Below are 23611 nucleotides of genomic sequence, written 5' to 3' on the forward strand. Positions count from 1 at the left end.
AGGAGCCGTCGGCTCCTACCCGGCTAGCCGGTGGGTTCGCTGCCCTGGCAGTGGCGCCAGAGCCAGCGGTTGTTCACCAGCTCGACCAGGCCGGCCAGGCGGTAGGCGAAGAACTCCTCCGTCTCGTCGTCCCGGCGGGCGCGGCCGTCCGCCTCGGCGAAGACGTAGGCCGTTGGGCCGTACTGGTGGATGACCACCGTGGTGGGGTGCCACGAGTAGGCCTCCTCGCGAGCGAAGAGCTTGCCGAGCAGGGCGGCCACGCCACCGCGGTCGTTCGCGGTCTCGTCGCGTTCCGAACCGGCGTAACCGATCTCGTCGTCGGGCACGAAACACGCCAGAGCCGCGTCCAGACTACGGGCCGAGAAGGCCTCGCTGAGGTCGTGCACCGCTTGGATCGGTCCGCTCATACGGCCACCTCTTTCTCCACCTCGGAGCCGTCCGGACCGGCGTACACCGGACCGGAAACCGTGCGCACAATAGCGATCGACTCGTCTGCCGCCGACCCGGGACCGGCCGGCGGCAGACGACCGGGCGGGAGCGCGTCCGGCCGCTCCAGGTAAACCCGGTCGTCGGGCCCGTCGCCCGACAGGGAGTGCGACGTCATCCGTTCCGGGGCCCGCATTCCGGGCAGGTACAGGAACGCGAACGTGACCACGGCGCCGAGCAGTCCGGCGCCGAGCAGGGTGTGCCGCACGCCGATCGCGTGCGCCACCGGGGCGGCGAGCGCGTACGAGAGCGGCAGCAGCGCGGTCGAGACGAACCAGTCCACGCTCGACACCCGGCCGAGCATGCCCTGTGGTACGAGTCGTTGCTTGGTCGTCGCCCAAGCCACCGTTCCCGCCGCCTCCAGGCCGTTGACCAGGACACAGGCGAGAGCAAGCGCCCACGTGTGCGTGGCCAGGCCGTAGCCGGCCACGGCCAGGGTAGCGACCGCCCAGGTGACGTACATGAACGTGATGAACCGGCGCGGAATGCCGGCCCAGCCTACGAGCAGAGCCGCCGCGACGGCACCGATGCCGCCGGACGTGAGGATCACGCCGAGCTGGCCGGCGGTCCCGTGCATCTCGTGCTTGACCAGGTAGGGCAGCAGCACTTCGGTGGGACCGACGAACAGCAGATAGGTGAAGGTGGCCGATAGGAACGTACCCCACAACCAGATGTGCTTGCGGACGAACGAGACACCCTCCCGAATTTCGGTCCACACCGACGGGACCTCTTCCGAGGATTCCGCAGGCGTAGCCGGCATGGGTGCGGCGGGTACGCGGGAAATCGTACGTCTCATGATGAGTAGGCAGGTCGCCGAGATGAGGAAAGTCCCGGCGTCGCCGGCGAGGGCCCAGCCCGAGCCGACGGCGGCGATGACCGCGCCGCCGAGCGCGGGTCCGAAGATCTGAAGGCCGGCCGGGCGGACGAACTGGTCGAGGGCGTTCGCCGCGACCAGGTCCTCCTCCGGCACGATCTGCGGGACGAGGGCGTCGAACGCCGGTCCGAAGAAGCCGGCGGCGGCGCCGTAGATCGCGATGAGACCGAGCACCATCCACAGGGACGTCAGCGTCCCGGTGATGCTGAGCACGGCCAGTACGGCCAGCACGGCGCCGCGGACGATGTCGCTCACCAGCATCACGCGCCGCGGGTCGAAGCGGTCGCTGACCACTCCCCCGAACAGCAGCGTGACCACCTGCGGCAGGGACAGCGCGACGCCGACCGCGGACATCGCCCGCGGCACCCCGAACAGCGTGTAGACCTGCCAGGCGAGGGCGACGAGAAGCATCCCGTCGCCCACCAGCGAGGCGCTCATACCGGTCCACAGCAGCCGGAACTGCCGGTGCCGCAGAGGCGCGAGCGGGCCGGCGGAACTCACTCGGTGGTACGCAGCTTGCCGGCCTGCGCGAGCTCGGTGATGACCGCGTTCAGCTCGTCGATCTCCTGGTCGGTGTTGGCCGCCGTCAGCTGGGCCCGGAAGCCGATCTGGTCGCGCGGGACCAGCGGGTACGCGGCCAGCGTGACGTAGATGCCCCGGTCCCAGAGGAGCCGGCCGACCGCGTCGATGTCCTCGCCGGCGGCCAGCGGCAGCTCGACGACCGGCGTGTTGCCGGTGTTCGGCGTGTAGACGCCGAGGGCGCGGACGTGGTCGAGCACCTTCATGCTCTTGCGGTAGAGGTCGGCGCGGATCGCGTCGCCGCGCTTCGCATTGACCTCGAAACCGGCCAGGACGGTGGCCAGCGAGGCGGTCGGGGCCGGGCCCGAATAGAGGTACGGCGGAGCCGACACCTTCAGGTGGTTCTTCAGCCAGGTCGGCAGCGCCAGGAAGGCGAGCAGCGACGAGTACGCCTTGGAGAAGCCGCCCACCAGCACGATGTTGTCGTAGGTCTCGCCGCTGTACTTGACGATCGCGTTGCCCTTGATGCCGTACGGGGAGATCTCGTTGGCCGCCCGCTCGCCGATCACGCCGAAGCCGTGCGCGTCGTCGACGTAGAGCAGCGCGCCGTACTGCCGGGCGACCGCGGCGAACGCCTTGAGGTCGGGCGCGTTGCCGGTCATCGAGTTGACGCCGTCCATCGCCACGATCTTGGCCTCGCCGGTGGGGGCTGCTTTGAGCAGCTCGGCCAGGTGCTCCGGGTCGTTGGCCCGGAACCGCTGGACGGTCGCGCCGAGCCCCTTCGCGTACATCGAGCCGTCGTAGATCGTCTTGTGGGCCTGCGAGTCGAGGAAGATGTGGCCCTTGCCGGCCAGGATCGGCAGCACCGACATGTGTATGTGGGTGATGGTCGGCATCACCAGGGTGTCCGGCGCGTCCAGCAGCTCGGTCAGCTGCTCCTCGATCTGCGGGTAGAGCGCCGGGTTGCCGAGCAGGCGGGACCAGCTCGGGTGGGTGCCCCAGCGCTTCACCTGCACGTCGATCGAGTCCATGATCTCGGGCTCGAGGTCGAAGCCGAGGTAGTTGCAGGACGCGAAGTCGGCGAGCCAGTGGTCACCGACGCGGATCCGGCGGCCCTTGATCTCCTCGATCGTCGCGTCGTACATCGGGTTGCCGCTGCGCAGCCGCTCGAGATCAGCCCAGCGCTGGTCGCGCTTCACGAAATCCAGACCGGATCCTGTGACGGGAGCGAGGGTCATTTGTTTCCTTTCACCAAAGGGTTTTCTTCCGGGGTGAGCCAGGCGACCGCTTCCTGCGCGGTGACCGGCTTCGAGAACAGGTAGCCCTGTCCGTAGGGGCAGCCCATGCGGACCAGCGCGTCGCGGTGCTCGGCGAGCTCGATGCCCTCGGCGACCACGGCCAGATCCAGCGTGCGGGCCAGCGCGACAATCGTCTCGACCAGCGCCATCTGCTGCGGGTTGAGCAGGATGTCGTCGATGAACGACTTGTCGATCTTCAGTACGTCGACAGGCATCTGGCTCAGGTAGCTCAGCGACGAGTAGCCGGTGCCGAAGTCGTCGATCGCGATGCGTACGCCCATCGCCCGCAGCTCGCGCAGGTCGCGCCAGACCTGGTCGGCGTCGTGCAGCACCAGGCTCTCGGTGATCTCCAGCAGCAGCCACTCGGGCCGGGTGCCGGTCTCGGCGAGCACCTCGCGCACCCGGTCGACGAACCCGGGGTGGCGGAACTGCCGGGCCGACACGTTGACGCTGACGTAGCGCAGCAGGCTGTCCGGCGCCTCGGCCCGCCAGGCGGCGAACGTCTGCAGGGCCTCCCGCAGCACCCAGCCGCCGATCGTGACCACCGAGCCGTTCTCCTCGGACAGCTCGATGAACTCGTTCGGGCCGAGCAGGCCGCGGACCGGGTGCTGCCAGCGGACCAGCGCCTCCAGCCCGATCATCTCGCCGGTCGGCAGGTCGACGATCGGCTGGAACCGCAGGCGCATCTGGTCGCCGGGCACCGCCTCGTTGAGCGCCGACCGCATCTCCAGCCGGCGGATCATCGCGTGGTGGACCTCGTCCTGGTAGCGCTGCCAGGTGTTCTTGCCCTCGGTCTTCGCGCCGTACATCGCCACGTCGGCCCGCCGCAGCAGCTCCGAGATGCCGTCGGCCTCGCAGCTGGTGGCCACACCGACGCTGGCCGCGCCGTGAACCTGGTGCTGGGCGCCGGTCGCGTCGGTGACGTCGATCGGCTCGGCCAGCGCGGCCACGATCCGGGCCGCGATCCGCTCCGCCTCGGCCGGGTCGTCGATCTGCTCGACCAGCACCGCGAACTCGTCGCCGCCGGTACGGGCGGCCGTGTTCATCGGGCCCACCACGTCGGTGATCCGGGTGCCGACCTCGACCAGCAACTGGTCGCCGGCCGCGTGCCCGAGGCTGTCGTTGATCTCCTTGAAGTCGTCCAGGTCGATGAAGAGCACGCCGACCAGCCGGTCGCCGTTCTGCGCGATCAGGGCCGCCTGCTGAAGCCGGCTCTGGAACAGCGCCCGGTTGGCGAGGCCGGTGAGCGAGTCGTGGTAGGCCTGGTGGGCCAGGTCGGTCTCCAACCGGCGCCGCTCGGTGACGTCGCGGATGGTCACGACGAGTCCGGCCACCGCCGGGTCGTCGCGCAGGTCGCGGCAGCTCACCTCGACCTGCAGCAGCAGGTCCTCGCCGGAGATCGCGGTCAGGTCGACGCCGTCGCGCGGGCCGCGGCCCTCGCGCACCTGGTCGATCAGGTGCCGCAGCTCGACGTGGTCGGTGCCGGCGATCAAGCCCTTCAGCGGCGTGCCGACCAGGCCGGTACGCCCGAACACGGGCAGCGCGGACGGGCTGGCGTACCGGATCAGCTCGTCGTCGCCGACAATCATGATGACGTCGGACGCGCTCTGGATCAGCGCCCGGAAGTAGTCCTCGCTGTTGCGGCGGGTGACCTCGTCGGTGAGCACGATCCGCTCGACCGCCATCGTCCCCTGCGTCATCAGCGACTCGAACGCCGGGCGCAGCGCGGCCAGGACGTCCCCGTCGGCGGCCAGGAAGGCCTGCTTGCGCAGATTCGGGCTGCCCTTGGCGCGGCCGGCGGTGACCGTCTCCGCGCTCAGCGCCCACTCGTGGTCTTCGAGCTGGTCGCGGACGTCGTCCGGCAGGCCCGCCACGGCGACCAGCTGCGAGCCGTAGCCCCCGATGGACATGTCCGGGCCGGCGTCCACGAGCCGGAAGTAGAAGACGTACTTCTCGGACGCCATCATGTCGTCGATCGCCTTGCGAATCGCGACACCGGCCTCCTCATCGGTTCCCGCGGCGACCAGGTCGGCGCCGCTCAGACGCAGGGTCCGCTCCCGGGCGGCAGCATCCCGCTGCGCCTTCAGCAGGCCGGCCACCCGGGCCATGACCAGCAGGAACATGGCGGCCGAGGCAGTCGCGATCATCGGGGCGTCGCGGACCTCGCCCTCGAGGTCCTCGATCAGCAGCACGGCGGGCGCGATCAGTGCGGCCAGCGACATCGAGGCGATGCGGCGGCCGGCCTTCTGCCGGCGCTCCTCGCCGGGTGCCGAAGTCAGGCGGCGCATCGAAGGGTGCAGCGCGGACAGGGCGGTGGCGGTGTAGAACAGCACCCAGCCGGAGTCGGTCGGGCCGCCCACGTGCCAGCTACCGGCGAGCTGGCACAGGCCGTAGAGCACATCGGTGATAAGCAGGCTGGTGACACCGCCGGCCAGAATGCTCAGCGCCAGCGGCTTCCGGCCACCGGAGGTGAGCAGGCGCAACAGCATGGCCAGGGCGAGCACGTCACCCAGCGGGTAGCCGACCGAGGTCAGCTTCTCGGGCAGCGTGAGGTCACCGTCGTGCACGTACGGCGCGATCAGGAACACCCACGACAGCAGGCCCAGCCCGGCCGTCGGCACCAGAGCGTCGAGCAGCGCGGCCCGCTTGTCGGTGCCCGAACCCACCCGGATGAAGATCAGCAGAGCGATCGCCAGCATCGGGTAGACGAGCAGATAAAAGCCGTCGGCCGCCGACGGAAACGGATTCGCCCGGCCCAGGTAGTCGGTCAGGATGTTGTAGGTCGTGTCCCCGGCGGTGAAACTGACCAGAACGGCCGAGAGCAGGTACCAGGGCAGCTTCCGCGACGGCTGATGCAGGCGCACACCGAGCAGGACGCCCGCAGCCGCCGACAGCCCGATCGCCGCCCAGGTGAACATGCTGATCGCGGGGAAGCAGTAGAAGGCCGCCAACAGTGCGACCATCCAGCCCGCGAAGCAGGCCTGCAGGCGCGCCGTGGCACTCATCGGTGCTCCGATCTCGAGAGGGGAACTCAGGCCCCACAGATCGGCAGCCCGGCCGCCGGCTCAACCAACCGCCGGGCCCCGCAACCGAACAGCAACCGTCACGTCACGTCATGCGCGTGAGAACCGCCCGCATCCGGTCGAAGTCGCGGCGCCGCCGCTCCAACGTCGCCGCCAGCACAACCAGCAGCAGTCCGGCCGCGGCGAGCGGAATCCAGCGCGGCACCAGATCCCAGACCTGCGCCAGCTCGTGCAGCGCGACCAGAGCCAGGGCGCTGCCGCCGGCGACCACCGGGGCCTGGAGGCGGGCCCGGGCGCCGGCCAGGAAAATCGCCAGGGCGGCCAGCCCGAGCAGCAGGCGGCGCAGATATTGGCCGTCGCCCCCGGCGATCCCGGCCAGGCTCGGCAGCAGCCCGGCGGCCAGTGCCGGACCGTAGGCGACCCAGCTGGTCAGCTCCCGCCGACGGCGGCGGGCGGTCAGGCCGGCCAGCAGGGCGACGGCGGCGGCCGGAATCGAGTACGCCTCGACCAGCCCGACGTGGTGCACCGCCAGGAGCCGGCACCACCCGGCCAGCTCGGCCACGGCGGCGGCAACCAGGTAGGCGTCCCGGCGATCGGGCCGCAACGCCCGTACGGCCAGCGCGGCACCCCAGACGAAACAGACAACGGCCGGCCGCGTCCCGGCGAGCGAGAGCAGCAAGGCGAGAAGCGCGGTGGCGTGGGCGGCGGCTTCAACCGCCCGGGACTCGAGGATGCGGCCGTAGCGGTGCAGCAGCCACGAAAGCGCAAGCGTCAAGGCGGCGACGCCGAGCAGCGGGAACGCTTCGCTTCGACCGGCCAGCCCGAGTACGTCGTGCACGATGCCGATGCTGGCGGCGACCGCGGTGAGCCAGCCGATCAGGCGGGACGGGAGGGTGCGGCCGGAGGCGCCGGCCATCGATGCGGCAACGAGGACGGCGCCCAGGGCGGCGATGGCGGTGGGGCGGCTCGGCAGGGTGGCGGCGAGGCCGGCCCAGGTCAGGAGGGTGGAGACCAGGGTGAGGAAGGTGCGGCTTGAGATGGGGTACGCCGGGGGTGCGGTCGCGGTTGTGCTTGGTGTGGCCGGGGCTCGGAGGGCAACGGTGAGGAAGCCGACGAGGCCGAGGAGCAGTTCGGCGGCGGGGAGACAGGGCCAGGGAACGTGTGCGGCTGCGAGGGCGAGCGCCACCGTCAGTGCGAGGAACGAGGCGGCGACGTCAAGGATTTTCGAAGCCGTTCGTCCTTGATCGGATCTTGGTTGCGGCCGGGCCCCGGACCACCCCCACCCCGTTCTGGGTGGGGCCGAATTAACCAGCCGGGTGTGACGTTTTTCGGCGCTTGTCCACAGGGTGGCTGCGGCGGTCACGAGCAGGAAGGCGATCGGGGCCGAAGGCGGGACGTCCGGGGTCTGCTTCCAATCGGTGGCGAAGGGGTCCTCGAAGAGGAGGCGGGCTGCGGGTTCGGCGGTGGCGATGATGAAGGCCGCGGCGGGGAGCAACGCCGCGAGCCAGGCGGCGCGGTCGGCGGCGAGGGTGGCGAGGGCCAGGAGGGCTACGCCGGCGTAGATCGCGGTGGAGTCGCCGGCCGCGGGTGCCCAGGTGGGGGCTATGGCGATCGGGATCAGGGCGGCGGCGAGGGCGAACGGGCGGAGGTTGCCCAGAGGGTGGCCCTGGAAGAGGTAGGCCAGAAGGGGTAGGAGGGTGGCGGTCAGGGCGATCCGGGACTGCCATATCGGGGACGGGGTCAGGGCCGCCGTGGTGGACCAGGCGATTGCCGGTAGGAGCAGGAGGCCGGCGAAAACGCCCGGGCCGGCCAGGTCGAGGCGGCGCGGGCCGCGGCGGGTCAGGACGGCCAGGGCGGCGGCGAGGGCGGAGAGGGCGGTGAGGGTTGCGGCGAGTACGGCAGGGGTGCCGAACGCGGCGGCTGTGCCATGAGCGGCCAGGAGAAGGGCGGCGGTGAGCTCGCTGCCATAGGTGACGGTACGGGCCGAGGCTCCGGGAGCGGACGGGGACGAAGCGGCGGTGGCCGGGTAAACAGCCGCGGCCGACGGGCGGGCGTATGCAGACGTCGCCGAGGGAACCGCTGAGGTCGGCGCGTCCGTGGAAGACGCGGAGACGGCCGGGTCAAGAGAAGCCCAAGGACCCGCCGCGCCCGACGTGGCGGAAGAGGCGGTCGAGTGCGAGGCCGCGGAGCTTGGTGCGGCCTGAGAGGCGGCCGAGCTTGGCGCACCCCAAGAGCTTGTAGTGCGTCGCGTGACGGACGACGGGGCTGCGGGGGTCGCGTAGCGGCTGGCCAGGAACAGGGCGGCCGCCAAGCCGGCCAGGTCGACGATCGGGGCGGTCCACCAGTGGAGGTGCAGGGCGGCGGGCACGGCCAGGATGGCCAGGGTGCCCGCGGACAGCATGGTCAGGCGCCGCCATGCGGGTGGGACCGTGACGGCGACTGCGGCGGCCAGGCTTGCCAGGGCCAGCAGCAGGCGGGGGTCGGCGGCGGGGACGACGCCGGTCAGGGTGGCTTCGAGCGGCGGGCGGGCGGTTTCCAGGGTGCGGGCGGCGTTCCCGATGGCGGCTGCGGCGGCGGCCACGGCGAACGGGGCCAGGGCGACGCCGGCGCCGATCCGCACGCCTCGGCCCGCGGTTCGGTCCAGCCAGACCGATCGGACCGTTGCGGCCAGGATCGCCACGCCGAGGAGGGCGAGCGAGTCGGCCAGGAACACGTGTGCCGGGGCGACCAGCACCGCCATTCGGACGGCTACCGCGGCTACCTCGACGACCATCAGGGCCGCGAAGATGGCCTGGACGACGGCCGGCACCGAAGCGGGGCCGGAGGAGGCACCCACCCGGCGGCGGAGTACGGGCAGGGCGGCCAGCGGGAGGACGGCGGTCAGGAGCAGGGCGGCGCCGGCCGCGGCGGCCCGGCCCAGGTTGCCGGCCGACAGCAGACCCGCGATGGCGAACGCGCCCGTCGGCAGCAGGGTCACCCCGGCCAGGGAGCCGGCGACGATGCGGAGCGGGCCGCGGGTCACCACCAGGACGGTCAGGTCGAGGGCGAGCACCCCGGCGAGGACGAACGCGTGGCCGGTCGCCGGCAGGTGCGCCGGGACGGTCAGCAGCGGCAGGACCGGCTGGGCGAGGAGCACGGCCGCGAAGCGGGGGCCGGTCAAGCGGGGGAAGGCGAGTGCCACCGATGCGGCGACCGCGCAGACCAGCGCCGCGTAGGACCAGGGTGACCACAGGATCACGCCGGACAGGTTCACGTACCAGGCGGCGTAACCGTCCAACAGGATCAACAGCAGGCCGATCGCGGCGAAGGTTTCGGCGGTCGCGGCCAGGCCGCGACGCACGGCCGGCACGGGTACGGCGAGAGCCGCCCCGGTGAACGCGGCCAGCAGGGCGGCCCGCCCGCCGACGCCGAACTGGGCCCAGGCGACCGCGGTGAACACGATCGCGGCCACGGCCAGGAGCAGGCCGCCGAGCAGGAACAGCGAGTTCTGGATCCACTTCGGGGACGCATCGGCGCGGGGCGGGACCGGCCGGGGCGCCGGGCCGGGCACGGGGACGGCTCGGGCCTGGGCGACCGCGTCGCGTACCTCTGCCGCAGCCGCCGCCCGGCGCACCCAGGCCTGCTTCAGCTCGCCGTCCAGGCGCTGCGCCGCCAGGCGCGTGGCGTTGAGCCGTGCCGTCAGATCGGCGATGACGCCGTCGAGGCGGACGACCTCGAGGGCGAGCCGGTCGGGGCCGCGACCGCACGACGGGCATCCGGTCGCGTCGGTGGCGGCCGCGCCGCAGAAGGGGCAAGGGTAGGTCACATGCCGATCCTTGTCGGCCTTTCCGTTCGAGGATTGAGCACGAGTACCTAATTGCCGCGCTCTAGGAACGCAGACCCCGGTCGGCGAAGTCGATCAGCCACTCGAAGCTCCGGTCCACATCGGCCGACCACTGGAAGCCGTTCGCGGCCTGCAGCGTGGCGAACCCATGGAGCAGGCTGCGCACCGTCCGCAGCGCGTGGTCGACGTTTTCCGGCCGGATCGGATAGGCGCGCAGCACGGCCCGCAACGCGTCCAGTGCCCGGTCGCCCGACGCCCGCAGGGCATCGTCGGCCGTCATCCCGACGGTCGCCGCGTACCGCCCCGGATGAGCCAGCACATAGTCGCGGAAGGCGCGCGCCGCCGCGGCCAGCGCATCGCGGCCCGCATAGCCCTGGATCGCGGTCCCGATCGCGGCGGCCGCCTCGTCCAGGGCCCGGGCCGCGATCCGCCGGTTCAGGTCTTCCTGGCCGGCGATGTGTTTGTAGAGCGACGGCGTGCGTACGCCGAGCCGCTCGGCCAGCAGCCCCATCGTCAGCCCGGCGAACCCGACCTCGTCGGCCAGCGCCGCCCCGGCCGCCACGACCGTGGCCGCGTCCAGTCCCGCTCTAGGCACGGGCCCCCTCCAGGATCAACTCGACCACCCACTCCGGGTACTGCACGTGCGGGTAGTGTCCCGCCCCTTCGATCATCTCAAGGCGGCCCAGGCCGGGCTTCAGGGCGGCCACGATCGCCTTGCCCTCGGCCTCGGGGTCGACCCAGTCGGGGTCGAGGGTGCCCTCGACGACCAGCACCGGGCACTGCACGTTGGGCAGTTGCTCCCCCGCGTCGGTCGGGGCGGCCCGTCCCATCTTCTGCATCGCCTTCATGCGGCCCGGCTCGCGCATCATGGCGTCGATCTCGGCGAGGCGGGTGTCCCAGTCGGCCGGCCGCCGCCCCGGGTAGGCGACGTCGAGGTAGCTGCGCCACATTCGCACGCTGCCCAAGACGGCGGTGCCGACCAGCCGCAACGCACCCTTGCGGTAGCGGGCGTTCAGGAAGTCACCGAGCCGGATCTGCTGCTTGCGCGTGAACGGCGCCAGCTCGACGACGGCGCTGACCAGTGCCGGTTCCATCGCTGCCGCGATGGTCACCGCGCCGCCGGAGATCGAATGACCGACGAGCACGGCCGGACCCCCGAGGTGGTTGATCAGGGCGATCAGGTCACGCGCGATTTCCGTACGCGAGTAGCCCGGCCACATCGCACTCGATTCGCCGCACCCGCGCAGGTCGACGGCGGCGACCCGGTAGCCGGCCGCGACCAGCGCCGGGGTCACGAACCGGTACGCCTCCCGGCTGTCCCCCATGCCGTGCGCGAGCACGATCAGCGGCCCGTCACCGGCCACCTCGTACGCCAGCGTCCCGCTCTCGACGTCCAGTTTCATGACAACCTCCCGGTCTTGGCTAACCTTGTTAGCTAAAAGCTAATCTAGTTAGCCGGAAGTGTCAACGTGGCAGGATGCGACCGTGATCACGGTTGCCGATTGCCAGCGCGTGCAGACCGCATGGTTCCGCTACCGGGCCACCGGCCTCGGCGGCGCGATCTGGGAGGACGGCCCACTGACCTGGACCGACGGCCCCGACGGCCTGAACCTGATGTTCCCGCCGGCCCTGACCGACGCAACCCTCCTCCGGGGCCTGATCCGCGCCGGCGACCGCCCGATCGGCGCCTGGCTGAACCTCGACGTCGACCCGGCCCCGCTGCTCCGGGCCGGCTTCGAGCGGGGCTGGTCGCCGTGGTGGATGGCCGCCGACCTGACCGGGTTCTCGACCGACGACCCGCGCGTGCGACTGCAGACGTCGTCCACCGACTACGAGGGCGAGCACGCGGCGTACGCCGATCAACTGGCCATCACCCGGCTGCGGCCCCAGCGGGCCTGGTACGCCGCCGCGTACGACCGGGGCCACTTCGCCGGGCGGGCCTGGTCCTTCGTCGGCAACGACGGCCTGGCCGGCATCTTCGACATGGCGGTCTGGCCCCCGTTCCGCCGCCGCGGCCTGGGAACCGCCCTGCTGAAGGCGGTCAGTGTCGCCTCCGGTGCGCACCGGGCGGTCCTCAACGCCACCCCCGAGGGCAAGCTGCTCTACGAGACGTGCGGCTTCCGCCCGGTCGGCGAAGGCATCACCTATTGGCGCCACCGGTGAGCCTCAGGCCTCCGCGAGCCGGGCCGCGAGGGCGCGCAACTCGTTCCGCAGTGCCTCCGGCTCCTCGACCCGGAACGCCAGGCCGAGGCCGGCGAGCAGCCGGGCGGCACCGTCGAGGCGCTCGGCCCGGGCCTCCAGGCGTACGCCGCCGGGCACCTCGGTCAGCGTGCCGACGCCGGCCGGCACCAGCCGCCGGGCGCCGGCCAGGTCGGTCCGCAGCAGCACGCTGATCCGGTGCGTGTACGGCACCGCGGCCAGGCCCGCCAGCACCTGCGCGGTCGGGTCGAAGCCGGCCGGCACCTCGAACCTGCCCTCCTGCGGCGCGACCGAGTCGACCCGGTCCAGCCGGAACGTGCGTACCGCGCCACGCGCGTAGTCGAAGCCGGTCGCATACCAACGACCCGAGTGGAACACCAGGCCGTACGGATCGAACCGGCGCGACTCGTCAGCCCCGCGCCAACTGGTGTATCGCATGTGGACCGGCCGCCCGTGCCGCGCCGCCTCGGCCAGCACGAGCAGTACGCCCGCCTCCGGCGGCGCGGAGTTCCGCACCGGTGCGGTGACGTCGAGCTTGTCGAGCAGCGCGTCGATCCTCCGGCCGAGCGCGGCCGGCAGCACCCGCCGGACCTTCGCGGTGGCGCTGTCCGCGGCCGCCTGCTCGGCCGTGACCAGCCCGCTGCGCCGCCCGGCGACCAGGCCGAGCAGCACCGCCACCGCCTCGTCGTCGGTGAGCATCAGCGGCGGCAGCTTGAAGCCGGGCGCGAGCCGGTAACCGCCGTAGCGACCCCGCCGGGCCTCCACCGGAATGCCCAGGTCGGACAGGTGCGTCGCATATCGCCGGACGGTCCGCTCGTCCACGCCGAGCCGCTCCGCCAGCACGCCGACCGTGGTCGTGCCGCCGCCCTGCAGGATCTCCAGCAGGGTGAGCACGCGAGCGGTCGGCCGGGTCATGATTTCTCTCCGTTAATCCGGGCGGATACTGCCCGGTATCGATCGTAGCGTCGACCGCATGACGACCTATGTCCTCGTTCCCGGATTCTTCCTCGGCGGCTGGGCCTGGCGGCCGGTGACCGAAACGCTGCGCGCCCACGGCCACGACGTACACCCGCTGACCCTGACCGGCCTCGCCGAGCGCTCCCACCTCGCCTCGCCGTCGATCGACCTCGCCGTACACACCGACGACGTCGTCAACCTGCTGCACTGGGAGGATCTGCACGACGTCGTACTGGTCGGCCACAGCTACGGCGGGCTGGTCACCACCAACGCCGCCGACCGGGCGCCCGAACGGATCGCCGAGCTGGTCTACGTCGACACCGGCCCGCTGCCCGACGGCGCCACCCAGGCCGACTTCGCCGGCCCCGAGCAGGCCGCACGCGACAAGGCGGTCGTCGACGAACAGGGCGACGGCTGGCTGCTGCCCCCGCCCCGGTGGGCCGACCTGGCGGCCGGCGTCGAGGGCGTCGACGAGCCGACACTGCGCCGGCTGGCCGCGCTGAGCACACCCCAGCCGTACGCCACCAGCACGGCCCCGATGCGGCTGACCGGCGCCTGGGAAAAGCTCCCGCGGCACGCGATCACGAGCAGCTTCACCGCGGCCCAGATCGAGGCACTGGCGGCAAGCGCGCCCCTGTTCCGCCACATGGCCGGCCCCGGCTGGACCCACGCCGAACTGCCCACCTGGCACTGGCCCATGTTCAGCCGCCCGGCCGACCTGGCCGCCCTCCTGCTGGACCGCTGAACCTCACACCCGGAACCGCTACCGGCGGCGGTTGCGGGGGTGATCGCTGGCCGTCCGCTCGTTGCCGTGCTTGTAGTTGGCGGTGAGGCGCGCCATCAACTCCTGCGGATCGTCACTCTCCACATCGGCCAGAAACCGCGCCGCGGCGACACCGCGCAGCAGGGCCGCCGGGCGGCCATGGTGCAGCACCTCCACGTCCCCGTTCTTGCGGACGCGATAGCTGAACCCCTCAGGCACACCGGGCACCACCGCATCCTCTCCGCCGCCGGCTCCGCCTGCCACCGACTTTCGACCGACCCGGCAGCCGGCACCGCTCAGTGGATCGACTGGATCGCGGTCGACAGCGGATGTCGCCCTTCGAGTTGTTCCACCCCGGCCCTGTCCGGCGACGACGGGAATCGATACGGTTGGTTCGTCACCTGGAACCGCCGCGCGAGCCGACGGTGACACACGCTCAATTGGAGCCGGAAACATCAGGGGCATGGCCGCCCAGCAACCACCGCCGAGTGAAGCCGGTCCGAGGTGACCCCATGCCCAGTGCCCCGCAAACCGTGCCACTGTCCGGCCACCCAAGTCTCTTCCGAGGGGTATTTCTGACGGTCGGCCCCGCAGTAGTCACGTTCCTTGTCGTCCGGGCGCTCAACCAGCCGTTGGCGACCGCCATCATGCTTTCGATCCTGATCGGCAGCCTCGCCCTGCTCGTGCGCCTCCTGATTAACTTCGAGATGCGCCTGCACGCCGTGGAAACGCTGCAGCAGACCGGATCGGAGGAGATGCGGCACCTGGTCGGCACCGCGTTCTCGGAGATCAGCGAGGCGACCGAGCTGTTCGGCCTGATCGAAGCGTCGGCGGTGCAGACCGACCTGGTCACCCAGCTCGTCCGCAATTCCACCCGGATCACGCCGAGCTCGCCGCCGATCGTGTACCAGTTCGTCCAGTCCAAAATCAAAGAGATGTCGGACTTCCTCAAGGAGCTCGCCGAGGGAGGCGCCGTCACCTACTACGGCGAGGACCGGGAGTGGCTGCTCGGCCTGACCAGAAACGCTGCCGAAAGCATCGACGCGATCAGTCTCGCCGCGGTCGACCATGACCTGTGGCAGAGCGAGATCGGCCGGCGGTACCTGGACGCCCAGCGGCAGGTCGCCAGGACCGGCCGGAGGGTTCGGCGCATCTTCGTGCTGGACCGGCCGGAGGCGGAGCACGACCCGGCGCTCCGCCGCGTGTACGACGAACAACGCCGAATGCTGATCGATGTGCGCCTGCTTGATCGGTCCGCCGTGCCCGGGCCGCTCCAGATCCAGGTGCGCGACCTCATCGTCTTCGACGACGCTGTGGCGTACGAGACGACACCGACCACGTCCGACCCGGAGCAGGCGCAGGTGGCTGAGACCCGGCTGGTGCTCACCACCTCCCGGGTAAAGGAGTGTGCCCAGCTGTTCCGTGAGCTGTGGGACATCTCCCGGGACCTCGGTGATTCGCCGTTCGCGCCCGACAGCATCTAGCGACCGATTTGGCCGGCGTCCGTCCGGTCGCCGGCCGAGAGGGTGAGGGCCACGCCATGGCGACCCCCACGGCCGGGTCACCGGTGTCGGTCGGCTTCGCGGAGCATCGTGTCCTGTTCGGGGTCGGGCAGGAGCTCGCGGACCTCCTGGGCACAGCGGCAGGCGAGGGCGATCTTGCCGGCCCAGGTCAGCGCCTCCTCGCGTGAGGGCACCTCGACGATCACGAACCCGCCGATGACCTCCTTGGTCTCGGGGTAGGGGCCGTCGGTGACCGTGCCGTCCGTGGACACGACGCTCGCCCTCTGGCGTTCCAGTCCGGCGCCGTACACCCACACGCCGGCGCTCACGGCGTCCTGTATCACCGCGTGCGCGGCCTTGCCGACGTCGGGGATCTCCTCGTCGGGGATGTGGTCCATCGCGCCGTCGTTGAACGAGATCAGGTACCGCGGCATCGCATGACTCCTTCGTCCCGGCGGCCTCGGCGGCCGCCTCTCACCCGTTCTACGAACGGCTTACCCCGGATCCGACACTCCCCCGGAAGAAGTTTCGCCGGCCGGTCGATTGTCCGGCCCGGCGAGGAGAGTATTGATCACATGAAGGTGTATGTATCGACGGACATGGAGGGGACCGCGGGCATCGTCGACTGGGCGCAGTGCGTCGGCGACGGCCCCGAGGCGGCGGCGGGCCGGGAGTTGCTGCTGGCCGAGGTCAACGCGGCGATCGACGGGGCGCTGGCCGGCGGGGCGACCGAGATCGTCGTCAACGACTCGCACTCGGTGATGCGCAACCTGGCGCCGGAGCGGCTGCACGGGCGGGCGGCCTACATTTCCGGCAGCCACAAGCCGCTTTACATGATGGAGGGGCTGGATCCCTCGTTCGACGCCATTTTCTTCGTCTCCTACCACGGGTCGATGGGCGGCGACCCGGCCGTGCTGTCGCACACCTACAACCCGCGGGCGGTCGCCGAGGTGCGGCTCAACGGTCAGGTCGTCGGGGAGTCCGGGGTCAACGCGCTCGTCGCGGCCCACCACGGGGTGCCGATCGTGCTGGTGACCGGCGATCAGACCGCGTGCGAGGAGACCGTCGCGGTGGTCCCGCGGGTCGAGACGGCGGTCGTCAAGAAGTCGATCACGCGGTTCGCGGCCGAGAGCCTGCACCCGGAGGTGGCCCGTGACCTGATCCGGGCGGCGGCGACGCGGGCCGTCGAACTGGCGGATCGACCGGCGCCGGATATTGCGGTCCCGTCGACGCTGGAGGTCACTTGGCGTACGGCTGACATGGCCGAGATGGCGACCTGGATCCGGGGGGTCGAGCGTGTCGCGCCGCGGGTGACCCGGGCCGGCGACACCGACCGGTTGCGCCTGTTCCGCACGTTCATCACGAGTGTTCTGCTCACCCGCGGGATCGCCCTGGAGCGTTAGCACCGTGCCTGCCCTCGGCTCGCAGCTCATGCCGGGGCCGCCGCTGCCGATGATGGTCCCTGAGCGAGATCGAGGAGGCCACACGTGCGTTCCACCATTGCCCGCCGGCGTACGCCACGCTGGATGATGTGGGCTCTCGCCGGCCTGCTCGCGTTGCTGTCCGGTTACGCCGTGCTCGGCAGCCTGCGTCAGAGCGAGCTGCTCCAGCGGATCTCGGTCGACGCCTCGAACACCGACCTGGCCCAGGACGCCAGCTATCAGGCGATCCGGGAGCTGTCGCTGATCCAGGCGTCGCTGGTCGAGCCGGGCGGCGAGGAACAGCAGCAGCTGCCGCTCGCCGAGGTCCAGGTCACCGCCGCGATCAGGCGGCTGCTCGCCGCCGACACCGACCACCGCCCACGGGTGGAGATCATCGCCGATCGGCAGGCGCGCCTGCAGGTCGCCACCGGCACCTACCTCGACCAGCTCGACCGCTCCGACAAGGCCGCGGCCGGTGTGACCCTCGAGGGCCAGATCGAGCCGCTCACGTCGGTGATCACCAACGACCTGATGGCGGAGCAGAACGAGCACCTCGCGGTGTACACCCGCAATCAGGCCTCGGCCCGCTCCGACTCGCACCGGCTGGTCGGCGGCAGCCTCGTGATCTTCGCGCTCGGGCTGTGCCTGCTGGCGCTGTTCGCCCGGTCGAACCGTACGCACCGGCGCCTGGTCGAGCGGATGTCGACCACCGACGCCCTCACCGGCCTGCCGAACCGCAACGCCTTCGGCACCGCCGTCGAGGTCGCCCTGGCCCACGGCCGCCCCACCGTCCTGATCGCCAACCTCGACGGCTTCCGCGACGTCAACGACCGCCTCGGCCACCGCATCGGCGACCTGCTGCTGGTCGAGGTCGGCCGGCGGCTCTCCGCCTCGGTGCGCGACCTGGACGCCGTTTCCCGGCTCGGCGGCGACGAGTTCGGCGTACTGCTGCCGGAGGGCGACCCGCAGGCCGGCGCGGCCATCGCGGCCCGGCTGATCGAGGCGTTCAACGAGCCGTTCATGATCGGCGAGGTGATCATCGACCTCGAGGTCAGCATCGGCGCGTCGATCGCCGCGCCCGGCACCGACGTGACGACGCTGCTCCAGCAGGCCGACATCGCGCTGCACACGGCCAAGGAGCAGCGGTTCGGCTTCCACCTGTACGACGCCGACCACGCGCAGGACACCGCGGCCCGGCTCACCCTGCTCGGCGACCTGCGGCGCGCCCTCGAGGTCGACGACCAGATCGCGCTGCACTACCAGCCCAAGATCGACGTCGCCACCGAGGCGGTGGTCGGCGTCGAGGCGCTGGCCCGCTGGCAGCACCCGGAGCGCGGCCCGATCCCGCCCGGCGAGTTCATCGGAGTGCTCGAGACCACCAGCCTGATCCACCGTTTCACCGACCGGGTTCTGGCGATCGCTCTCGACCAGGCCCGGGCCTGGCTCGACGCCGGGCACCGGGTGCCGGTCGCGGTCAACGTCTCCACCCGTTCGCTGCTCGACACCTCGTTCCCGGACCGGGTCGCTGAGCTGCTGTCGGACACCCGTGTGCCCGGCGAGCTGCTGTGCATCGAGATCACCGAGCACACGGTGATGAGCGACCCGGCGACCACGATCGAGGCGCTGCGCCGCATCCGGGCGCTCGGCGTGAAGACGTCGATCGACGACTACGGCACCGGCTACTCGTCGATGACCTACCTGAAGCTGCTGCCCCTCGACGAGCTGAAGATCGACCGCTCGTTCGTGAGCGACATGGCGATCGATCACGCCAACCGCGCGCTCGTGCGCTCGACCGTCGAACTGGGCCGCAACCTCGGCCTGACCGTGGTCGCCGAGGGCGTCGAGGACGCGGAGACCCACGTGGCGCTGCACTCGGTCGGCTGCGACCTGGCCCAGGGCTACCACTTCGCGCGGCCGCTGCCGGCCGATGCGCTGACCGCCCGGCTGAGCCGGACGTCGGAGACCCTGCTCGTCGCGCCATAGGATGGCCCGCATGGACTTCGGCGTCGGTTATTTCCCCACGCACGACGGCATGCGGCCCGGCGACATCGCCCGGCGGGTCGAGGAGCGCGGCCAGACCGCCCTCCATTTCGCCGAGCACACCCACATCCCGGCGAGCCGGGAGTCGGCCTGGGGCGGCGGCGCGGTGCTGCCGCAGAAATACTTCCATACGTACGACCTGTTCGTGGCGCTGACCGCGGCCGCCGAGGCGACCCGTTCCCTGCGCGTCGGCAGCGGCGTCTGCCTGGTGATCGAGCGCGACCCGATCGTGCTCGCCAAGGAGGTCGCCAGCGTCGACCACCTCAGCGGGGGCCGGTTCGAGTTCGGCATCGGCTCCGGGTGGAACCGGGAGGAGATGCGCAATCACGGCACCGACCCGCGCACCCGCCTGGCGCTGCTCGACGAGCGGGTGCGGGCCATGAAGGAGATCTGGACCGCCGACGAGGCGACGTTCCACGGTGAGTTCGTCAACTTCGACCGCATCTGGTCGTGGCCGAAGCCGGCCCAGAAGCCGCACCCGCCGATCTACGTCGGCGGCGGCGGGCCGACGGTCATCGACCGGGTGCTGGCGTACGCGGACGGCTGGTTCCCGCAGTGGCACGACAACGACCTCGTGGCGCGGATCGGTGAGCTGCGCGCCAAGGCCGACCGGTACGTGCCGGTGCAGGTGCTGAGCGTGCCCCCGGAGGCGTCGGCGCTCGAGCAACTGGCGGCGGCCGGGGCCGACCGGGTGTCCTGCTGGCTGCCGTCCGGGCCGTGGAGCAAGGTCGAGCCGGCGCTGGAGAAATGGGAAGCGGCGATCGGGGAACTGACCGGGCGGTGAACCCTCGCGACCGCTTCTCCGCCGAGCCGGTGGCCCGGCTCGCGACCGTGTCCGGCGACGGCGAGCCGCACCTCGTGCCGATCGTGTTCGCGGTCGACGGCGACACGATCTACTCGGCGGTCGACGGGAAGCCGAAGCGGCTGCGCTCGTTGAAGCGGCTGGCCAACATCGCCGCGAATCCGCGGGTGAGCCTGCTGGCCGACGCGTACTCGCCGGACTGGTCGCAGCTGTGGTGGGTGCGGGCGGACGGGATCTGCACCGTCGTGGACTCGTCCGCGCCCGCCGTGGGCGCGCTGACCGCGAAATATCCGCAGTACCGGGAGGTCTCGCTCGACGGGCCGTTTCTGCACATCGCCGTCACGCATTGGTCGTCCTGGGAAGCTTCGGCCCCCGGCGAACCCTAACCCGAAGTCCGATTTCCGCCAGAGTTCCGCGGCCGGTGACGCCAGGCTCGGTGTATGACCGATCCACTTGACCGCTATCGGCGGGCCGCCGCGGGATTCGCCGCGGCGCTCGCCGAGATGCGGCCCGCGCAGCTGCGGGCACCGACGCCGTGCACCGAGTGGGACGTGCGGCGCCTGGTCAACCACATGACCCGGGGCAACCTCAACTACGCGCTGCTCGCCCGCGGCGGCAGCAGCTCCGAATTCCTTGCGCTCCGCGATCGGGACGCGGTGGGCGGGGAGCCGCTTTCGGCGTACGGGAAATCGGTGCGCGAGTGCGCCGGGAGCTTTCGCCTTCCCGGCGTGCTCGACCGGGTCCTGGATTATCCGCTCGGCAAGGTGACCGGGCGGCAGGCGCTCGCCGTGCGCACCGCCGACTCCGTGATCCACACCTGGGACCTGGCTCGGGCGCTGGGCGGGTCCGGCACCCTGGATCCGGGCCTGGTGTCGTGGATTCTCGAGGAGTCCCCGGCGATCTACGCCGGGCTGGACGTCTCCTCGTTCTTCGAGGCGCCGCTGCCGGACGCTTCCGAAAACGATCAGGATCGGCTGGTGCGGCGCTTCGGCCGTACCCCCGGCTGGCGTACTCCTGTGGGAGGGTGACCGGCATGGGGTTCTTCGATGACCGCCCGCTGCCGCCGCCCCCGCCGGAACCACCGCGCCGCCGGCGTCCGGTCTGGGACCGGCCCGAGGCGGCGGTCGGCGGCGTGGCGCCCGGCGAGTTTCTGGTCGCGAGGTCGGACGAGGCCGCGGTCGCGGTGAGCGGATTCCGGGCCTTTCCGAACGGCTTCGAGATGACCCTGACCGTGCTGCTGCGGCGCGATGACCAGTGGCGACACGGGAGGGTGTTCCAGCAGCTCCACGAGGGGCCGGAGCCCGGTGCCCCGCTGCCGGACGAGTTTCTGCGGTTCGGCGTTCTGTTCGCGGACGGCACCTCGGCCACCAATCTGGGTGGGCGGCACATCGCACCCGATGCGTCGGTGGCGCCGCCCATGCTGATGCAACGGGGCGGCGGGGGCGGCGGGCGCCGCTTCGATCTCGGCTACTGGGTGTGGCCGTTGCCGCCGCCCGGACCGATGACGCTGGTGGTCGAGTGGCCGGCGAGGGGCATCACCGAGTCGCGGGCCGAGGTCGACACGCAACCCATCCTCGAGGCGGCGTCGCGGGCGATCCAGGTCTTCGACGAGGACGAGGACGAGGACGCGAACTAGGCGGCCGCGCACTCCTGGAGCACCGCGAGGGCACGCCGGGCGGGCGGCGCCGACTCGGATGCCGTCTGGACCAGGGCGAAGATCGAGCGCAGCGGGGTCGGACCGGTGACCGGCACCGCCGTCACCGCCGGCGGCAGGCGGATCGCGCCGAGCCGCGGGAGCACGGTGATGCCGATTCCGGCCTCGACGAAGGCGATCGCGCTCGGATAGTCGTGCGCCTCGACCCGGAACGACGGGCGGAAACCCGCCGCCTGGCACGCCTCGAGCAGATTGCGCCGGCACCAGCCCCGGGCGACGTCGTTGTCGATCCAGCGTTCCTTCTGCAGCCGCGACAACTCGACGCCGCCTTCGGTGGCCAGCGGATGGTCCCGGTGCACGACCGCGAGATAGGGATCGTCGATCAGGTGGTGGGCCCGCGCCTCGCGGGTGCCGGTGAAGTCCCGCGGCCCGACCACGATCTGCACGTCGGGACGCTTGCCCGGCCCGGTACTCAGATCGTCGCGCAGGGCCAGGTCGAGCCGCAGGGCCGGGAACTCGTGCAGCAGCGTGCGGGCGACGGTCGGCATCCAGGCCGAGCCGACCGACGCGAAGTACGCGATCGAGAGCGACCCGGTGCGCCCGTCGCGCAGGTCGCCGACGAACGCCTCGACGTCGCCGAGCCGGGCCAGCACGTCGTCGATCTCGGCGGCCAGCGCGAGGCCGACCGCGGTGGGCTCGACGCCGCGGCCGCTGCGGGCGAGCAGGGTGAGGCCGGTTTCGCGCTGCAGCGCGGCGACCTGCTGGCTGACCGCGGAGGCGGTGTAGCCGAGGTTGCTCGCGGCGGCGTTCACCGAGCCGCCGGCGACCACGGCCCGGAACACCCGTAGGCGGTGAACGTCGATCATAAAGCGCAACTTAACAGAAGTGCAGAAATCATTGCTTGTCCTTCATTGAGCGCTAGAGGAGCGTGATCGTCATGAGCCGTTACGGAGCCGTGGCCGCCGCCGGCATCACGATGCTGCTGTGGGCGTCCGCGTTCATCGTGATCCGCGCGGTCGGCCCCCACTACAGCCCGGGTGCGCTGGCGCTCGGCCGGATGCTCGTCGGAGCGGTGGCCCTCTCGGCGGTCGCACTGGTGGTCCGGCCCCGCCTGCCGCGTGGCCGTCCGCTCCTGCTGGTCATCGCGTACGGCGCGCTCTGGTTCGGCCTCTACACCGTGCTGGTCAACGCGTCCGAGCAGCACGTCGACGCCGGCACCGCCGCACTCATCGTCAACGTCGGCCCGATCCTCATCGCCGTCCTGGCCGGCCTCTACCTGGGCGAGGGCTTCCCCCGCAGCCTCCTGGCCGGTCTGGCCGTCGCGTTCGTCGGGGTGGCCGTCATCGCCGTCGCCACCTCGACCGGCCGGCACGACTTCGTCGGCGTGCTGTTCGCCCTCGGCGCGGCCGTCCTCTACGCCGTCGGTGTCCTCCTGCAGAAGCAGGCCCTCGGCACGGTCGGCGCCTTCGCCGCGACGTGGATCGGCTGCCTGTTCGGCGCCGTCGTCTGCCTGCCCTTCGCGCCCGGCCTGGTCCGCGAGGTCGCGTCGGCTCCCGCCGCCGCGAGCCTCGGCGTCATCTATCTGGGGGTCTTTCCGACGGCGATTGCCTTCGGCACCTGGGCGTACGCGTTGAAGCGCACCACCGCCGGCAAGCTCTCCTCGTCGTCGTACCTGGTGCCCGGAATCGCCGTCCTGCTGTCGTGGCTGGCCCTCGGCGAGGCCCCGACCTGGCTTGCCCTGGCCGGCGGCGCCCTGTGCCTGGCCGGCGTGGCGGTCACTCGGCTGCGCGGTCGTACGCCCCGCGATGCGCCAGCACCTCGTCCATATGCGTCTGAGCCCACGACTTGAGGGCGCGCATCAGCCGATGCAGCGAGAGGCCGAGCTCGGTCAGCTCGTAGGTGACGGTCACCGGCACGGTCGGGGTCACCGTACGGGTGACCAGGCCGTCCCGCTCCAGCGAACGCAGCGTCTGGGTCAGCATCTTCTGACTCACCCCGGCGAGCAGCCGGGCCAGCTCGGAGTAGCGCATCGCCCGCGGCTCGCCGGCACAGTCGGGGCCGCTGCCCAGCGCCGCCAGGATCAGCGTGACCCATTTGTCGGAGATCCGGTCGAGCAGCCGGCGGCTCGGGCACCCCGCCAGGAACGCGTCGTACTCCACCTTGGCCTGCGCCCTCTTCTGGGCCGCGGTCGTCGTCGGCATGTTACGAACCTCCAGGTGCCTACTTCCCGTAAGGAAGTTACCCCCTCAG

General features: G+C 71.5%; 22 protein-coding genes. 10 read left to right on the plus strand and 12 right to left on the minus strand.

The genetic code is table 11. The annotated features are described in order from the left end of the window. Nucleotides 1-23: 23 nt before the first annotated feature. From ACIA5C_RS03920 to ACIA5C_RS03950, 7 genes are all read right to left on the minus strand, one after another. Nucleotides 24-407, minus strand: a complete 384-nt coding sequence (locus tag ACIA5C_RS03920; RefSeq protein ID WP_396050950.1) for a nuclear transport factor 2 family protein — start codon at nt 405-407, stop codon at nt 24-26. Further along, nucleotides 404-1861 (minus strand): MFS transporter, encoded by a 1458-nt coding sequence (locus ACIA5C_RS03925; RefSeq protein WP_396050952.1) that lies wholly within the window; start codon nt 1859-1861, stop codon nt 404-406. The genes ACIA5C_RS03920 and ACIA5C_RS03925 overlap by 4 nt, the downstream gene beginning before the upstream one ends. Next, a complete protein-coding gene (locus ACIA5C_RS03930; RefSeq protein ID WP_396050954.1) occupies nt 1858-3117 on the minus strand; it encodes an aminotransferase class I/II-fold pyridoxal phosphate-dependent enzyme in 1260 nt (419 codons plus the stop codon). The genes ACIA5C_RS03925 and ACIA5C_RS03930 overlap by 4 nt, the downstream gene beginning before the upstream one ends. Then, the gene (locus ACIA5C_RS03935) at nt 3114-6182 is read right to left on the minus strand and encodes a putative bifunctional diguanylate cyclase/phosphodiesterase (RefSeq protein WP_396050956.1); all 3069 of its coding nucleotides are present in this window, start codon (nt 6180-6182) and stop codon (nt 3114-3116) included. The genes ACIA5C_RS03930 and ACIA5C_RS03935 overlap by 4 nt, the downstream gene beginning before the upstream one ends. A gap of 103 nt (nt 6183-6285) precedes the next feature. After that, nucleotides 6286-10005, minus strand: coding sequence for an SCO7613 C-terminal domain-containing membrane protein (locus tag ACIA5C_RS03940; RefSeq protein WP_396050959.1), 3720 nt, complete (start codon nt 10003-10005; stop codon nt 6286-6288). 61 nt (nt 10006-10066) lie between these two features. Beyond that, a complete protein-coding gene (locus ACIA5C_RS03945; RefSeq protein ID WP_396050961.1) occupies nt 10067-10618 on the minus strand; it encodes a TetR/AcrR family transcriptional regulator in 552 nt (183 codons plus the stop codon). Next, a complete protein-coding gene (locus tag ACIA5C_RS03950) occupies nt 10611-11426 on the minus strand; it encodes an alpha/beta fold hydrolase (protein ID WP_396050964.1) in 816 nt (271 codons plus the stop codon). The genes ACIA5C_RS03945 and ACIA5C_RS03950 overlap by 8 nt, the downstream gene beginning before the upstream one ends. Nucleotides 11427-11508: 82 nt before the next feature. On the opposite strand from ACIA5C_RS03950, the gene ACIA5C_RS03955 reads away from it, so the two are divergent. Beyond that, nucleotides 11509-12186, plus strand: coding sequence for a GNAT family N-acetyltransferase (locus ACIA5C_RS03955; RefSeq protein WP_396050966.1), 678 nt, complete (start codon nt 11509-11511; stop codon nt 12184-12186). Between the two features lie 3 nt (nt 12187-12189). On the opposite strand, the gene ACIA5C_RS03960 is transcribed toward ACIA5C_RS03955, so the two are convergent. Further along, complete coding sequence (locus tag ACIA5C_RS03960) at nt 12190-13137, minus strand: helix-turn-helix transcriptional regulator (protein WP_396050967.1); 948 nt, start codon at nt 13135-13137, stop codon at nt 12190-12192. Between the two features lie 58 nt (nt 13138-13195). On the opposite strand from ACIA5C_RS03960, the gene ACIA5C_RS03965 reads away from it, so the two are divergent. Then, nucleotides 13196-13924, plus strand: a complete 729-nt coding sequence (locus tag ACIA5C_RS03965; protein ID WP_396050969.1) for an alpha/beta fold hydrolase — start codon at nt 13196-13198, stop codon at nt 13922-13924. 18 nt (nt 13925-13942) lie between these two features. On the opposite strand, the gene ACIA5C_RS03970 is transcribed toward ACIA5C_RS03965, so the two are convergent. After that, complete coding sequence (locus tag ACIA5C_RS03970) at nt 13943-14170, minus strand: hypothetical protein (RefSeq protein ID WP_396050971.1); 228 nt, start codon at nt 14168-14170, stop codon at nt 13943-13945. Nucleotides 14171-14454: 284 nt separating this feature from the next. On the opposite strand from ACIA5C_RS03970, the gene ACIA5C_RS03975 reads away from it, so the two are divergent. Then, entirely contained in the window at nt 14455-15426 is a 972-nt protein-coding gene (locus ACIA5C_RS03975) for a DUF6879 family protein (RefSeq protein ID WP_396050973.1), read from the plus strand. Nucleotides 15427-15503: 77 nt separating this feature from the next. Here ACIA5C_RS03975 and ACIA5C_RS03980 read toward each other — a convergent pair whose 3' ends face one another. Then, the gene (locus ACIA5C_RS03980; protein ID WP_396050975.1) at nt 15504-15878 is read right to left on the minus strand and encodes a YciI family protein; all 375 of its coding nucleotides are present in this window, start codon (nt 15876-15878) and stop codon (nt 15504-15506) included. Nucleotides 15879-16019: 141 nt separating this feature from the next. Between ACIA5C_RS03980 and ACIA5C_RS03985 the strand changes: the two genes are divergently transcribed. The 6 genes from ACIA5C_RS03985 (at nt 16020) to ACIA5C_RS04010 (ending at nt 21343) form a co-directional block, all read left to right on the plus strand. Further along, nucleotides 16020-16847, plus strand: a complete 828-nt coding sequence (locus tag ACIA5C_RS03985) for a M55 family metallopeptidase (protein ID WP_396050977.1) — start codon at nt 16020-16022, stop codon at nt 16845-16847. A gap of 84 nt (nt 16848-16931) precedes the next feature. Next, nucleotides 16932-18848 carry a putative bifunctional diguanylate cyclase/phosphodiesterase gene (locus ACIA5C_RS03990; RefSeq protein ID WP_396050979.1) on the plus strand — a complete coding sequence of 639 codons (1917 nt, stop codon included), beginning with the start codon at nt 16932-16934 and terminating at the stop codon, nt 18846-18848. A gap of 10 nt (nt 18849-18858) precedes the next feature. Further along, on the plus strand, nt 18859-19689 hold the full coding sequence (locus tag ACIA5C_RS03995; RefSeq protein WP_396050981.1) for an LLM class F420-dependent oxidoreductase: 831 nt from the start codon (nt 18859-18861) through the stop codon (nt 19687-19689). Further along, complete coding sequence (locus ACIA5C_RS04000) at nt 19686-20093, plus strand: TIGR03668 family PPOX class F420-dependent oxidoreductase (protein ID WP_396050983.1); 408 nt, start codon at nt 19686-19688, stop codon at nt 20091-20093. Before ACIA5C_RS03995 ends, ACIA5C_RS04000 begins: the two co-directional genes overlap by 4 nt. A 54-nt stretch (nt 20094-20147) precedes the next feature. Further along, nucleotides 20148-20735 carry a TIGR03086 family metal-binding protein gene (locus ACIA5C_RS04005; RefSeq protein WP_396050985.1) on the plus strand — a complete coding sequence of 196 codons (588 nt, stop codon included), beginning with the start codon at nt 20148-20150 and terminating at the stop codon, nt 20733-20735. Nucleotides 20736-20740: 5 nt separating this feature from the next. Then, a complete protein-coding gene (locus tag ACIA5C_RS04010; protein WP_396050987.1) occupies nt 20741-21343 on the plus strand; it encodes a hypothetical protein in 603 nt (200 codons plus the stop codon). Here ACIA5C_RS04010 and ACIA5C_RS04015 read toward each other — a convergent pair. Continuing rightward, nucleotides 21340-22227: a LysR family transcriptional regulator gene (locus ACIA5C_RS04015; protein ID WP_396050990.1), complete on the minus strand. Its 888-nt coding sequence runs from the start codon at nt 22225-22227 to the stop codon at nt 21340-21342. The two genes, ACIA5C_RS04010 and ACIA5C_RS04015, sit on opposite strands and share 4 nt — an antisense overlap. Nucleotides 22228-22298: 71 nt before the next feature. Between ACIA5C_RS04015 and ACIA5C_RS04020 the strand changes: the two genes are divergently transcribed. Further along, nucleotides 22299-23210 carry a DMT family transporter gene (locus ACIA5C_RS04020; protein ID WP_396050992.1) on the plus strand — a complete coding sequence of 304 codons (912 nt, stop codon included), beginning with the start codon at nt 22299-22301 and terminating at the stop codon, nt 23208-23210. Here the strand turns inward: ACIA5C_RS04020 and ACIA5C_RS04025 are convergent. Then, on the minus strand, nt 23137-23562 hold the full coding sequence (locus ACIA5C_RS04025) for a winged helix-turn-helix transcriptional regulator (protein WP_396050994.1): 426 nt from the start codon (nt 23560-23562) through the stop codon (nt 23137-23139). The two genes, ACIA5C_RS04020 and ACIA5C_RS04025, sit on opposite strands and share 74 nt — an antisense overlap. Nucleotides 23563-23611: the final 49 nt, after the last annotated feature.

Source organism: Actinoplanes sp. NPDC051343 (assembly GCF_044455125.1).
GTDB lineage: Bacteria > Actinomycetota > Actinomycetes > Mycobacteriales > Micromonosporaceae > Actinoplanes.

Excerpts from the sequence above, each read along its gene's own strand:
- ACIA5C_RS03920 (WP_396050950.1), bottom strand. The coding sequence starts at position 407 with ATGAGCGGACCGATCCAAGCGGTGCACGACCTCAGCGAGGCCTTCTCG.
- ACIA5C_RS03930 (WP_396050954.1), bottom strand. The coding sequence starts at position 3,117 with ATGACCCTCGCTCCCGTCACAGGATCCGGTCTGGATTTCGTGAAGCGC.
- ACIA5C_RS03935 (WP_396050956.1), bottom strand. The coding sequence starts at position 6,182 with ATGAGTGCCACGGCGCGCCTGCAGGCCTGCTTCGCGGGCTGGATGGTC.
- ACIA5C_RS03950 (WP_396050964.1), bottom strand. The coding sequence starts at position 11,426 with ATGAAACTGGACGTCGAGAGCGGGACGCTGGCGTACGAGGTGGCCGGT.
- ACIA5C_RS03960 (WP_396050967.1), bottom strand. The coding sequence starts at position 13,137 with ATGACCCGGCCGACCGCTCGCGTGCTCACCCTGCTGGAGATCCTGCAG.
- ACIA5C_RS03965 (WP_396050969.1), top strand. The coding sequence starts at position 13,196 with ATGACGACCTATGTCCTCGTTCCCGGATTCTTCCTCGGCGGCTGGGCC.
- ACIA5C_RS03975 (WP_396050973.1), top strand. The coding sequence starts at position 14,455 with ATGCCCAGTGCCCCGCAAACCGTGCCACTGTCCGGCCACCCAAGTCTC.
- ACIA5C_RS03980 (WP_396050975.1), bottom strand. The coding sequence starts at position 15,878 with ATGCCGCGGTACCTGATCTCGTTCAACGACGGCGCGATGGACCACATC.
- ACIA5C_RS03985 (WP_396050977.1), top strand. The coding sequence starts at position 16,020 with ATGAAGGTGTATGTATCGACGGACATGGAGGGGACCGCGGGCATCGTC.
- ACIA5C_RS03995 (WP_396050981.1), top strand. The coding sequence starts at position 18,859 with ATGGACTTCGGCGTCGGTTATTTCCCCACGCACGACGGCATGCGGCCC.
- ACIA5C_RS04005 (WP_396050985.1), top strand. The coding sequence starts at position 20,148 with ATGACCGATCCACTTGACCGCTATCGGCGGGCCGCCGCGGGATTCGCC.
- ACIA5C_RS04010 (WP_396050987.1), top strand. The coding sequence starts at position 20,741 with ATGGGGTTCTTCGATGACCGCCCGCTGCCGCCGCCCCCGCCGGAACCA.
- ACIA5C_RS04015 (WP_396050990.1), bottom strand. The coding sequence starts at position 22,227 with ATGATCGACGTTCACCGCCTACGGGTGTTCCGGGCCGTGGTCGCCGGC.
- ACIA5C_RS04020 (WP_396050992.1), top strand. The coding sequence starts at position 22,299 with ATGAGCCGTTACGGAGCCGTGGCCGCCGCCGGCATCACGATGCTGCTG.
- ACIA5C_RS04025 (WP_396050994.1), bottom strand. The coding sequence starts at position 23,562 with ATGCCGACGACGACCGCGGCCCAGAAGAGGGCGCAGGCCAAGGTGGAG.